The 12,833-nt window shown below is 61.6% G+C and carries 11 protein-coding genes; 5 read left to right on the forward strand and 6 right to left on the reverse strand.

Features of this window, described 5'->3' with window-relative positions:
• Positions 1 to 783: 783 nt before the first annotated feature.
• Complete coding sequence (locus tag JC881_RS31150) at positions 784 to 1,779, forward strand: HNH endonuclease signature motif containing protein (protein ID WP_198789632.1); 996 nt, start codon at positions 784 to 786, stop codon at positions 1,777 to 1,779.
• A 202-nt stretch (positions 1,780 to 1,981) separates the two neighbouring features.
• Here JC881_RS31150 and JC881_RS31155 read toward each other — a convergent pair whose 3' ends face one another.
• From JC881_RS31155 to JC881_RS31170, 4 genes are all read right to left on the reverse strand, one after another.
• Positions 1,982 to 3,148, reverse strand: coding sequence for a Shedu immune nuclease family protein (locus JC881_RS31155; protein WP_198789633.1), 1,167 nt, complete (start codon positions 3,146 to 3,148; stop codon positions 1,982 to 1,984).
• Between the two features lie 9 nt (positions 3,149 to 3,157).
• Positions 3,158 to 3,739: an RDD family protein gene (locus JC881_RS31160; RefSeq protein ID WP_198789634.1), complete on the reverse strand. Its 582-nt coding sequence runs from the start codon at positions 3,737 to 3,739 to the stop codon at positions 3,158 to 3,160.
• 328 nt (positions 3,740 to 4,067) lie between these two features.
• Positions 4,068 to 4,949 carry a DUF4238 domain-containing protein gene (locus tag JC881_RS31165; RefSeq protein ID WP_198789635.1) on the reverse strand — a complete coding sequence of 294 codons (882 nt, stop codon included), beginning with the start codon at positions 4,947 to 4,949 and terminating at the stop codon, positions 4,068 to 4,070.
• Between the two features lie 808 nt (positions 4,950 to 5,757).
• Entirely contained in the window at positions 5,758 to 6,813 is a 1,056-nt protein-coding gene (locus tag JC881_RS31170; protein ID WP_198789636.1) for an alpha/beta fold hydrolase, read from the reverse strand.
• A gap of 417 nt (positions 6,814 to 7,230) precedes the next feature.
• Between JC881_RS31170 and JC881_RS31175 the strand changes: the two genes are divergently transcribed.
• The 3 genes from JC881_RS31175 to JC881_RS31185 all read left to right on the forward strand — a co-directional run bounded on the left by JC881_RS31175 (position 7,231) and on the right by JC881_RS31185 (position 10,716).
• Entirely contained in the window at positions 7,231 to 9,114 is a 1,884-nt protein-coding gene (locus JC881_RS31175; protein WP_198789637.1) for a CocE/NonD family hydrolase, read from the forward strand.
• A 10-nt stretch (positions 9,115 to 9,124) separates the two neighbouring features.
• The gene (locus JC881_RS31180) at positions 9,125 to 10,126 is read left to right on the forward strand and encodes an acyltransferase family protein (RefSeq protein WP_198789638.1); all 1,002 of its coding nucleotides are present in this window, start codon (positions 9,125 to 9,127) and stop codon (positions 10,124 to 10,126) included.
• Between the two features lie 161 nt (positions 10,127 to 10,287).
• Positions 10,288 to 10,716, forward strand: a complete 429-nt coding sequence (locus tag JC881_RS31185; RefSeq protein ID WP_198789639.1) for a hypothetical protein — start codon at positions 10,288 to 10,290, stop codon at positions 10,714 to 10,716.
• 35 nt (positions 10,717 to 10,751) lie between these two features.
• On the opposite strand, the gene JC881_RS31190 is transcribed toward JC881_RS31185, so the two are convergent.
• Positions 10,752 to 11,501 (reverse strand): SDR family NAD(P)-dependent oxidoreductase, encoded by a 750-nt coding sequence (locus JC881_RS31190; protein WP_198789640.1) that lies wholly within the window; start codon positions 11,499 to 11,501, stop codon positions 10,752 to 10,754.
• A 104-nt stretch (positions 11,502 to 11,605) separates the two neighbouring features.
• Here JC881_RS31190 and JC881_RS31195 point away from each other — a divergent pair, with 104 nt between their 5' ends.
• Entirely contained in the window at positions 11,606 to 12,493 is an 888-nt protein-coding gene (locus JC881_RS31195) for a LysR family transcriptional regulator (RefSeq protein WP_198789641.1), read from the forward strand.
• 18 nt (positions 12,494 to 12,511) lie between these two features.
• Here JC881_RS31195 and JC881_RS31200 read toward each other — a convergent pair.
• The coding region (locus JC881_RS31200) for a catalase-related domain-containing protein (RefSeq protein ID WP_332875318.1) at positions 12,512 to 12,833 on the reverse strand (322 nt) is incomplete at its 5' end.

Consider the following 12,833-nt stretch of genomic DNA (forward strand, 5'->3'; position numbering starts at 1 on the left):
GCCATAGCGGGTCGCGATCCAGTGGTGTGTGGGCCGCCGGGTGCGGGGCGGTCAACTTCACTGCATGTCGAACGAGGATCATGCGGAACGCATGCGAATAATGCGATGTCCGGGCTTATTGAGCACCCCGTAGTCGATATCGTCTTGCGTCGAGCGACCTTGGACGTTCTCGAAGCATTTGCGCGCAGGATGGTGAGCTTGGATGCCTGCTTCTCGTCCGCGTATCGCTGCGATTGGCCGGGCGGTGATGTGGCTCACAACAGCGACGTATGTCGTTCGGCGATCTTCTGCAGGGTTGCCGCATTGATACTGTGACGGTGTTGTCGTCTGAGCGTGGTCGTCGACGGGCCCGGGCCAGGCTGTTGACTCCTGTCAAAACTGCCAGTTGTCAGAAGCTCTGAGTCGTCGCACGCTCCGCGCAAATCCATGCGGAAGACGAGTCTAGAGGGCGCCGGGTTGGCTGTGATTGCCGGGCACTCAGGCGAATGGCGAAGTGGTTGATGCCATCTGAAGCGGGTACGGCAATGAAGACGGCGTGAGGTGAGCCTGCAACGCTTGCCACGTGCCCTTGCATCGCCAACTCGATCACAAATCCTGTGGGATCGCCAGTGCAGGCTAGATTCAAGGCGAGTTTTTCAACACAATCGGCTGATTGCGGTCACTCGTCTCGCAAAACTGTAAGCCGCCCTGAAACTGGCCTAGCAATCGAAGCGTGATCTAGTCACCGGATGCGGCGTCGCCGCATGCCTATGCCACACAACATACAAAACTGAGGAGACCAACATGGCAGATGGGAAGAGGCCGTTTCGGAAACCAGAGAGCTATGAGGCGGAGCGATTCACTCGAAATTGCATCAAGAATCTTCTCGAAAGCCGAGGCTTCGCCAATGTGATCGATGAACGAAGGGCTGTTGGCGGTGAGGGGCAATCACAGTTGGTCACCGCCACCGATCCTTCAGGCCAACAGATCAAAATGCGCGTGCGCCTTTGCTGGAAGTGGGCACATGTGCCGATTGCGAAGAGAAAGACCTCGGCCTCGCAGATCACCGCACGAGTGAATGGGGATTGGGTTGGTGGCCTGGATCGAATCACCGCACGTGACGCCGCCGAAGGTGTCACTCACAGCCTTGTTGTGCAAGGCGATGAGGTCGAGATTTTGATGGCCGCACTTATACCCATCAATCAATTGCGGCCCATCTGGCTCAAGCAGCGCGATGTCAGCATCGAGGGCATCGCGCGTGGGAAGATGGGGCGCCTCAAGCAGAATCATTCCGAGAATGGCGACAGTCCGACGATATGGCTAAAGGACGAGCGATCGCCTGGTGGGAAGTCAGTTACCGATGTTCTTTGGTCCTGGCCTGGCGTCGAGGACGTTGTCAAGCTAACTGTCGTGCATATTCAAGAGGTTGACGATACCTTTGACGACTTGCCCACCATTGACTTCTCCCTGTACGGGTCCGACGGCGCACCACGGATCCCAACAACTCGGTCTGAGGTAAAAAGGGACCGCAACGTGCGGCGCGAGGTAATCAAGCGGGCCTCAAACGGCTGCGAGCGCGCTTCCTGTACTGACACGCGGCGATACCCAGGTTTCCTCGACGTCCACCACATTCTTGGCATAGAAAAAAGTGACCGCGTATGGAACTGCGTTGCACTTTGCCCGAACTGTCATCGTGAGGCGCACTTCGCAGTCGATCGCGACGACATAAATCACCGCCTTCTTGTATACGCGAAGGCCTTCAAGCGTTCAAACGTTGACCAGCAAGAGGCGGCCATCTAGCACATCGGCGTTTCTTCAGGCTTTTCCACTTTTGCACGAATGCCCGCTTCCGCTGGTATTCCTGTCGTCGAGCGATCGAGGGCGACGGAACGCAGTGGGCCCATACCGACTGTACGTACCGCTCGCAAGCAGCCGTTGACTGAACGTCTGGCGTTCAGGATTGCAGGGAAATACTGCCCCGAAAAGCACGAGGAAATGCTATTCACTTCGCAGATGCGGCGGCATCGACAATGAACTTGGTCCGCTCGAAAAGCTCATCGAACGTCAGTATGTCAATACCGGCCAAGCTGTTGCGATACAACTCGAAGGACCGAACCTTGTCGTGGTTGACGCCGTGCTCGGCCACGAACTGGGAGAGGGAGCCGACCACCAGGAACGACTTGGGCCTGTAGTTGAACACCTCTTCGCCGGTCGGATCCCCTGCCTCATCCTGTGGGCGGACCAGTCCGTACAGGTTGTGCATGGCGGACGCCACCGTCGCTTGGACCTGTGCCACCGCCCCTGCAAGCTCACTGGACGGTGCCCAGCATCCCGGCCGGTAAGAACCTGACTCGAGTAGCGGTGTGTCGTGCTTCTTGATTTCGACAAAGCACATAGCATTGATAATGCCCCGCGTCTTCATGACGCCATCGGCTCGCTTCCCTCGGTTGAGCAGATCGTGGCCTTGCACCACTTGTTCGAGCTTGCGGTTGTCGAAGCCCGTCACGAAGAAGTAGCTCAGGCCGTACCCGAACACCCATTGGTTTTTTTCGAAAAACATTTGCCACAAGGCCTCAGTCCCTCGCGCGCCTTTCTTCTCCCTGATCTGCTCAAAGTAGTCCGGCTCATTGAGCATTCGCTCAAAGGTGCGAAGCTGATGCTTGCGGTATCCCAAAGCAACGACATCCTCCTTAGTCACCTCTGACTGCAGGACATCCAAGAAGATGTCTTGGTTGTCTTTGACCAGGCCGGCTGCCTGTTCCTTGGATAGCGCAAGGCGACGGAACTCGGCGTCCGTGATGTTCACCTTGTCCATGCTCGTCAAGTCGATCGTGGCGATGTCCTGAAAGAACGCCAAGAGCTTGTGGATTTGTGTCCCGACGAAGGAGAAGTGCGTACGCTGCGGCTTGCCTGTCTCGCCGTTGAACGACTGGATCGTCACCACTCGAAGCGCTCGCCCGTCGTCGAAGAATTTGGCCACGACTTCCGTCCGGCGAGTGGGGGTAGTCTTGAGGACGACTTCCTTCTTGACTACAGCGTTGTGCAGCCCTTCTGCATCGAACACCTTGGAGGCAATGCGCAATAGACCACCCACGGCAGGCAGGGCACGGCTGATGTAGGTCTTGTCGGACCGCTTGTTTCGATGGATTTCTTCTTCGTCCGGCGGCATGACACCTCCTCATCGAGTGTAAGCACGGCGAAATCGTTGGGCAACCAGTGAAAAAAAATGCTTGCGTGGTTTGGGTCCGAATTCGGCATCACCCGAACTAAACATCGGACCAGCCGGCGCGCGGTGAGGTTGTAGCGGCGGCGAATTCACCACCGTTGTACTGCACACTATGTCCGTCACGGTCTGCCGCAGCGGGTGAAAAGACAGAAGGACCGTGTCGATGACAAGGGGAAGGAAGAGAAACATAGGCTGGCGAGTGAAGCCAGCTACTAGCCCTCCTGTCAAAAGCCAGAGCAGTCTTATGCTGGGTCTTGCTATGCGCTGCAGGGCGGAGAGTTCCGGACCAGACTTCAAAGAGATCACGGTGATGGAAGTGATCACTCGGCCAATTGCGTAGTTTCTATTGGAGAGTCCGACCCAGTGATATGCGACAAAGAGCAAGAGGGACACCGTCATCGTGATAATGGCTGCGTATGAATGACCTTCTATGGCCACGGTCAAAACAAGTACCACCGCAAGCAGTATCAAGAAGCCGACGGCAAACGCAATCACACGACGCTCCATCGAGGCTAGATGTGTCCGAACGGTCATTGGAACGTGCTGCTCTTGGTGAAGGGAAATCGATGCCGCACGAGATTGATCTTGATGCTGTTCGTCTACTCGTGAACGACTGGTTTCGGATGGATTCCGAAGGATCCTCGAACAACTGGTTCTGGCCGACTTTAGCCGGTCGCACCGCCGTCGTGAACGGACCCGGTGCAGAAGTTGGTCTTGCTTGGAACCGGCCGTTCAGTAGGGGTGACGTATGCCTCAAGTCTGATCGAACGCTTGTAGGGCCTCGCGGACCGGCGCACATCTTGCGGGAAAGCTTTGGCGGCGGCTACCCCGCAGTTGCCGTTCTTCCGAGGCCGTACGGCTGTCAAAGTCCCTTAGCCTCGCGTGCTGGACCTGCAGCATTGCGTCTCTGCGTTTCTTCCTGAATCGCCTTGGTGATCCATGCCTCGGCATCGCGGGCAAAGATGAATCGGCTCGCTTGGACGATCGTGTTCGCGTTGTGGTTCCGAACCGTTGGCGCAGGCAGCGTCTGCCTCAATGCAGCAGCTCGTTGATAGGAAACCGAAAGGAGTCGGTCGGAGGCAATCGGCATGAGCCACATGGCCTCCTTCTCCTTCAATCCCACGCGGCGATTCCAGATCACAGGCACATCTCCGATCAGCAATTGCTTGCCTGCGGGCGCAGCATGCACAAACCAAGTCATCACAGAGAGCGCGCGGATGGTCCGCTCAAAATGCTCGGGAAGCAACGTCTTCTTCCACAGCCATTGGACCGGCTCGGTAAGGACTTTTTCAAAGGCCGCGTCCAGCTTCTTTTCAAACGCATCTGCCTGTTCGACACGGTCGGGAAACTGCCGATGTTGGTCAAGCTGCTCGGCATAGCTCTGCCGTACCGATGCCGCCACTGCGGGCAATGAAGCAACCGTTCGAGCGCGACCGTCCGGCACTCTGCGAATCGCCGTCAGGACGTAGCGTGCGAGAACGGAATGGTCCGCTGCGGGCACGGGCCCCAGGTGCCGTCGCAACCTCTCGATGATGGGATTGGCTGGCTGCTCGATCTCGCTCTGGAGAACGGGCTCCATGTCGCCGTACATTCCTGTCTCGTTCGCCACGGTGGCGACAGTAAGGTTCTGAGCGGCACCAGCCGAAGGAACCTCGTACCTGAAAATAGCTGCAGAGCGCCTCGACTGAATCGCAGGCTTGGCGAAGCCGTTGAGCAAATGGCGCGGGAGGTAGTGGTCGCCCATGATTCACGCAGCCACCCTCGCATACCGGAACCTGATGGCTCCCGACTCGTATGGAATCTCGGCAATGTTGAGGTCAGCTTCGATGGTCATGCTGTTGGCGTCAATGGGCAAATTGGCAAGCAGGCGGCAATGTCCGGAACTGGCCGATAGTACCTATTCGCGCTAGGCCGGGGGATGTCGGCAATCGCTGCAAAGCCAACATCGCTATCGAAAAAATGCGAACTAGGCTAGCGTCCTCGCCGCCGAATCGCGCAATAATCTCTCCAGACCAATCAAGTGCGCTACCTGCAAATTTGCATTGCACAGGTCTTAGATGGTCTGGGTGTACCCGAAGTTGTACCCATAGAACCGGAACAGAGACTGAAAGCGAGTACTGGCGCAGGTCGCGAACGATTTTTCGATTCCGCCCCAGCTTTGTTGCGGCTTTGGACGCTCGGCCGGTCTCCAAGAATCAATGGCTTACCGCTGCGAGTCACGGTTTGTGATTCGATTCCAAGTTTCCTTAAGAAGGGCTTGCTTCCATTTCTCGCCTTCAAAGCGGCCTCTCTTGCAAGCAGAAACTTCTGATGGAGATGGTTGCTTGGCCTCGCGGCGAAGCGGGAACTCGCGTTCGATGACCAAGTCGGCGTGTGCGGCCGGGATGTGCTTTATGACTTGCCTTTCTGCTCGGCCAGATAGGCAATTGGTCGAACTTCGCGTGGAGCAGCGTCTTGCGCTTTGCGACCTACGCTTCCATGGTATCGAGCGCCCTGGGCTCTGCCGTGTAAGTGCGCACGCGGCCGCTCTTTTGGGAGGCAACGAACCCGCTTCAACGAGTACGGCCAGGTGCTTGACGGTCCGCACGAACGAGCTCGAGCACTGCGTCCGCAAACGCGCTCGGCGCCTCTTGCGGGAGGTTGTGCCCCGCCCCGGGGATCACGCGGTGTGTGCGTGGCCCCGTGAACTTCGCCGCCTGGGCCGAACCGTCGGTCGGTGCATGGGCTGCATCATCGCCGCCGTCCAGCGTCACCGTTCGCACGGGGATCGCGGGCAGCGACGCAAGCTTGCGATCGATCTCGGCGTAGGCGGGGTCTCCCTGAGCCGCGCCGAATCGGTGGCGGAATGAATGTATGGAGACTTCGACATGGTCGGGGTTGTCGAACGATGCGGCGGTGCGTGCAAAGGTCGCATCGTCGAAGCGCCAGGTCGGCGACCATTGCCTCCAGAAAAGCCGGTTGAACTCGCGGCGGTACTTTGTGTAGCCGGCGCGTCCTCTCTCGGTCTGGAAGTAGAACTGCCACCAGAGCGGGATCTCGTTTTCGGGCTTCGCCGGAGTCAATGTCGCAGCCGGATCCGCGAACGCATAGCCGTTGCCCGACACCAACCCCGCGCAGCGTTCGGGCCAGAGCGCTGCGACAGCGCTGGCCGCCTTGCCGCCCCAGTCGTATCCCGCCAGCACAGCGCGCGGCAATGCCAGCGCGTCGAGCAGCGCCAGCAGATCCGCACCGAACGCCGCAAATTCGCCCGAACGAAGCGTGCCCGCGTTCAGGAAGCGCGTGGGGCCAAAGCCGCGCAGATAGGGAACGATCACCCGGCAACCCGCGGCCGTCAGGATGGGGGCGACTTCTGCGTACGCCTCGATGTCGTACGGGAACCCGTGCAGAAGCACCACGGTGGGCCCATCCACCGGGCCTGCTTCGTAGTAAGCGATGTTCAAGACACCGGCATCGACGTTCTTCAAGTGCGCCAGCGCCAATTCGGGTGATCCGATGCCACTGGCGGACGCCAACTTGCCATACAGCGCCAGGTTCAGTCCGGCGATGCCCGCACCCGCCACGGTGCCGCGCAGCAGGCCGCGCCGCAGGAAATCCACACGATCGTTCATACCGAGTTCATCCCGCCGCTGCCGCAGTGAAACGCAATGGCGCATCCAACCTCCCGGCCTGAGTCTTTCAATGGGGTCGCTGAATCCATGATCTGAATCTTTCCATCGTCGAGTCGCACATGAAGTCGATGGCCTTGACCTTCGATCGGGTGCGTGTGTGGGGATATTGAAGGCCGAGTCGATCGTAGGTTCGGGCGCGGCCTGCCACTAGCCACGCGTAAGGCCGCACCATGTTGAGCGATGGACATCAATGGGTTCGTTGCGTGATACGCAGTCGCCGGTCGAGGTCGCAAGACAGCGTCGGCCGGTGTGTACTTTCTGGCGCCAGGGTTTGTCGTGCGCAGGACTGCCGACAACGCAGCGATGCCCTAACATCGCCAGCCGCCGCCGATCCAGCAAGTCCCGAGTACAGGAACCATGAAGAAGTTCATCGTCGCCGTCATCACGCTCATTACGGCGTTCTCCACGTCGCTCGTAGCACACGGGCAGGATGCCCCACTGGACCCCGATACAGGTCTGCCGGCGTCGCAGCCTTTTGATTTCCCCGCGCAGGGGCCGGCCGTACCGTTCTGGGCCAAGCGCCTCACCGGTTACCTCACAACTTCGGACGGGGTCAGACTGCGCTACAGCGTGCTGCTGCCGAAGGCATCGGGCAGGTTCCCCGTCATCTTGAGCATCAACGGCTATGACGCCGGATCGATCGGCGGAACGCCCTATCTCCAATACAAGACGTCGATGTCGGTCGAGCTCGACAAACGCCTCGTCGAGGCTGGCTACGCGGTGATGGGCGTCAACGCCGCAGGCAGCGGATGCTCCACAGGCCCGCTCGAGTACACGCGGCCGCAGTTCGGAAGGCACGGTGCCGAAGCCGTCGAATTCGCGGCGTCGCAAGCCTGGTCCGACGCCAGGGTCGGCATGGTCAACTGGTCATACGGTGGCGCTTCGCAACTGGCGACGGCGCAGCACCGGCCGCCGCATCTCCGGGCCATCGTGCCCGGCATGGTGCTGACGGACTTCCGCGACGCCTTGATGCCCGGTGGCGTGCCGGCGCCCGGCTTCATCACGCCCCTGCGCGGCTCCATGCGCGCCTACTGGGAGAAGGTGGTCGCGCAGACCGCAACCGAAGAGGGAGACGCTGCCTGCCTGGCGCAGATCCCGAAGAACCTCGCGGCTGAAGACACGAACTCGGTGATGCACCTGTTCCTGTCGCATCCCTTGCGGGACGATCACATGAAGAGCTTCGACCTGGCGCAGCATGCCGATCGCGTGCAGGTTCCCGTGCTGTCGCTCGAAGCCTTCCAGGACCAGGCCATCACACCGCGCAGCGGCTACTACCAGTCCCGGCTCGATCCGGCCAAGCTGTGGTCGGTGCAGACCAACGGCCGGCACGACATGTACCTGGCCGCGGATTTCCAGGCATTGGCCGTGCGTTTTCTCGACCGCTTCGTCAAAGGCGAGAACAACGGATTCGAGCGCGACACACCACGCACCACCGTATGGATGGAAACCGCCGAAGCGAGCGCAAGCGGCAATGCGCTGGAGCGGCGCGTTTCTCCCCAACCTCGCTGGGTCGTGCAAAGGGGGCCGATCCGCAGCGACGACCTGGCCGTCAAGGCGTTCCACCTGGATGCGGGCCGGACGCTCGCCGATGCGCCTGGCTCCGGAGCCGCCGATGGCTTCGACTATCCCGGCGCCGGTGTGGTCGTCAACGACATTGCGGGAAGGGGCTTCTGGGGCCCGTTGCCCGGCGACTGGAAGACCGCGGGCGTCTCCTACACATCGCCGCCGTTGGGCGAAGACATGATGGTCTACGGGCCGGGCAGCGCCGACCTCTGGGTCACGGCCGGCGCCGGCGACGCCGACCTGCAGGTTACCGTCACGGAACTCCGCCCGGATGGGCAGGAAACCTATGTCCAGCGTGGCTGGCTGCGCTTGTCGAACCGTGCCCTGGACACCGCGCACTCGACGCCGTTGTTGCCCATTCGGCTCGAACGGCCAGAGCAGCCGATGCCACTGCTGCCGGGCCGGCCGGTCCTCGCCCGCGTCGAGATCCACAAGATGGGCCACTACTTTCGCAGCGGCTCGCGGCTGCGAATCTGGATCGATACACCCGCCCAAACCGGCGGCCTGGTGTTCGACACCTTCACGCAGAAGCAGCGCCTCCATGTGCTGCACAACGCCAGGTACGACTCCGTGGTGCGCCTCGGCGTGCTGAAGGACGTCAAGGGGCCGGCAGGCTATCCTGTATGCGGTGCGACGATCCTGCAGCCGTGCCGGCCGGACCCGCTGGCGATCCGTTGAGCGCGGACGGATGTCCTTGCCCTACAACCCCGCGCTCGACGGCGTTCGCGCGCTGTCCATCCTCGCGGTGGTCCTGTTCCACTGCGAAGTCCCCGGCGCGCATGGCGGCTTCATGGGACTGGACATCTTCTTCGTTCTTTCCGGCTATCTCATCACGTCGCTGCTGACGGAGCAGTACCGTCATGGCGGCATCGAGATCGGTCGCTTCTACGCCCGCCGGGCGCTGCGGTTGTACCCGACGCTGCTGCTCATGGTTGCGGCCTATGTGGGGCTGGCTCCCATCCTCTGGCCGGCAGACGACCGCTGGCTGTCCGCCGTTCTCGCCGCGCTCTACGTCTACGACTATGCGCTGGCCTTCAGGGAACTGGCCTACACCATCGGCCACACATGGTCCCTGGGCGTGGAAGAAAAGTTCTACCTGCTGTGGCCTCTCGTGCTGCCGTTGTTTCTGCGAGCGCGGCATCCCGTCCGATGGCTGGTATCGGTCTTCCTGGCAGTGACTGCTTGGCGATACTTCGTGGCCATGAACTGGACCTGGCCGCAGGCGTATTTCCGTTTCGACACGCGAATGAGCGGCATCCTGCTCGGAGCCATTGCGGCGCTGACCCATTTCAAGGTATCGAAGCGCGCGCTTGCCGTGGCTTGCATGACACTGCTGGTCCTCATGGCCCTGCCTTCGCTGCCGACGAGCCACCAGACCGAAGCGGTAACGCTGCGGATCACGTTGGCTGAGCTGTCAGCCTTCGTGCTGATCTGCTTTGCCGCGGAGCACGGAAGAGCGAAGATCCTCGCGTCGCGACCCCTGGTCTACATCGGCAGACTGTCCTACGGCGTCTATCTCTGGCACTTTCCGTTGGTGCTGCTGCTTCGTGATACGCAGCCGTTGTGGATCACGCTGAGCGTGACCCTTGCGTTCTCGTTCACGATGGCGGCGATCTGCCTGCATCTGGTGGACATGCCGCTCAGGAGATGGCGCCAGAAGGCGTGGCCGGAGGCACGCAGCGCCGTCTGAGCACGCGGCATTGATGCCGAATCGGAACCGGCGCGCGTCCTTTTGCGGATCTACCGAAACGAGGGTCCCCTGCCTACGATTAAAGCCCGAGCTTCCATCGCAGGAACGCATTCGTTGCGTGCGCTGAGGCTCTTTCCGCATCCCAGCCCCAGGAGCTTCACATGCCTCAGTCTCACAACCCCGAAATCATTGCCTTCATCGACGTGCTCGCCGACACCGGAAGCCACTACCGGATGGATGAAATGGAAGCGCTCTACACCGAAGACCTCGGGTTCCTGGTACTGACGCCGCAAGGAGACGTTGCACGCTTTTCGAAGCCGGAAATGATGGCCGAGTTCAGAAGCCGCCGCGACGCGGGCGAAGCACCGCTGTCGACGGAAAAGCGCATCCTGCACATCGAGGAGCAGGGCGATGAGGCCACGGCGATCCTGTTTCGGCGCATGAGCCAGAACGCCGACCCCGCGCTCTACGAACTGCGGCTTCGCCGGACAAATGGCAAGTGGCTGGTCGCCGGCGAAACCGTGCTGCCGTGGCCCGACCTGGCCAACGCGAAGGGGTTCCTTCCTCCGCGCACAGTGGCTCAGGCCTGACGGCCAAGGCCACAGATCGAGGCGTGGTGTGGCCTTCAGGTCAGCGCCATGCCACCGTCGACCTTCAGGTTGACGCCGGTGACGAACACGCTGTCGTCGCTCGCCAGGAACAGCGCCGCCTGCGCCAGATCATTCGGCTGGCCGAGGCGCCCCAAGGGGATCGCTGCCGCCATGCTCTTGTCGAACTCGGGTCGCGCAGATTCCGTGATGCCCAGCTTCGCCAGGATCGGCGTATCCACTGGCCCTGGGCTCAACACATTGACCCGGATGTGGCGTTCCTTGAGCTCGAGTGCCCAGTTGCGTGCGAAGGCCTCGATGGCGGCCTTGCTGCCTGCGTAGACCGCGTGGTTGTCCATCACCTTGCTGCCGGCGATCGAACTCGTGAGGATGATCGAGCCGCCATCGCGCATGAACGCGAGCGCCTTGGTCACGCCGAAGAACACCGCGCGCGTGTTGGTGGCGAACTGCGCGTCGTAGGTGTCCACGGTGACGGCGGAGGATGGTTCGAGAATGGCCGTTCCCGCATTCGCCACGTAGATGTCGATGGCGCCGAATCGCGCTTTCACCGCAGCGAGCAGGCGGTCGTGCACGGCCAGGTCGGCCACATCGCCGACGAAGCCCATCGCGTCCGTGCCGATGCTCGCCAATGCCGTGTCCACGGCGTCCTGGCGGCGTCCCACGATGACGACGCGAGCGCCTTGCGCCGCGAAAGCCTGTGCGCATGCCAGGCCGATGCCGCTGTTGCCGCCGGTGATCACGGCCACTTTGCCGGAGAGTTTTTGCATGATGCTTTTCCTTGTTCAACGAAGAGAGAAGTCTTCAATCTAGGTCGTCCACCTGCACTTCGGTAGTGGGGAAAAATGGAAACACTTGTGCCCCGGAGTCTTCAATGAATGTTCTCGACCACGCACCCGGATTGGTGGCCTTTGCCAGCGCCGTTGAGGCAGGCTCGTTCAGTGCGGCCGCGCGCACGCTCGGGACATCGCCATCGGCAGTCTCCAAAAGTGTGGCGCGACTGGAGAAACGTTTCGGAGTGCGGCTCTTCCAGCGTTCGACGCGGGTGCTGTCGCTCACGCAGGAGGGCGCCGCGTACTACGAACGCGTCGCGCCGCTGCTGCGCGCGCTCGACGAGGCCAGCGACGTGATGCAGCCCGCCGGCGTCGCGCAGGGCGTGCTGCGCATCACGGCACCCGGCGATCTTGGGCGCATCCTCTTGGAGCCGGTGGTCGGCAAGTTTCTGCCCTCGCATCCTGAGCTGAAGCTGGAGATGAGCCTTGCCGACCGTCATGTCGATCTGATCCGCGAGGGCTACGACATCTCCGTTCGCGCGGGGCAGGTGGCCGACTCCGACCTCACTGCGCGACGCCTCGCCGACCTGCCGCTCGTGCTGGTGGCGTCGCCCGGCTATCTGGCGCGTCGCGGCACGCCCGCGTCGATCGACGCCCTGCACAGCCACGCGCATGTGCGCTACATGCTGGGCGGCAAGGCCTTTCCGATCCGCTTTGCGGATGGCACGGTGTTGAACCCCGCCGGCGTGTTCGACACGGACAACAGCGTCGCGCTACGCATCGCGGCGCTCGGCGACCTGGGCATCGTGCAGATCCTGCGGCTGTTCGTGCAGGACGACATCGACGTCGGCCGGCTGGTGCCCGTGCTGCCGTCCCAGCCGTTGCCGCTCGTGGCGATCTCGGCCCTGCACGCCTTCGGGCGTCAGGCGCCGGCGCGTGCGCGGCTTTTCATCGAGTTCCTCGCGGTTGAACTCGGGCGGCTGTCCTGAGCTGCAAACCGTGCGGCCTCAGAGACCCAGCGCCTTCGCAACGCCCGCGCCGTATGCCAGATCGGCCCGGGTGCAGTTGTCGATGTGGCGGCGCTTGATGAAATCCGGCGCATCGCCCATGGCGCGCGCCGTGTTGTCGAACAGCGCCTGCCGCTGCTCGGGCTTCATCAGCCGGAACAGGTCGCCAGGTTGCTTGTAGTAGTCGGCGTCGTCCTCGCGGAAATTCCAGAAGTCCGCATCGCCGCGCAGCTTGAGCGGCGGCTCGCGAAAGTCTGGCTGCTCCTTCCACTGGCCGAAGCTGTTGGGCTCGTAGTGCGGTATGCCGCCGTAGTTGCCGTCC

This window comes from Variovorax sp. IB41, from assembly GCF_016405905.1.
Taxonomy (GTDB): Bacteria; Pseudomonadota; Gammaproteobacteria; order Burkholderiales; family Burkholderiaceae_C; genus Variovorax.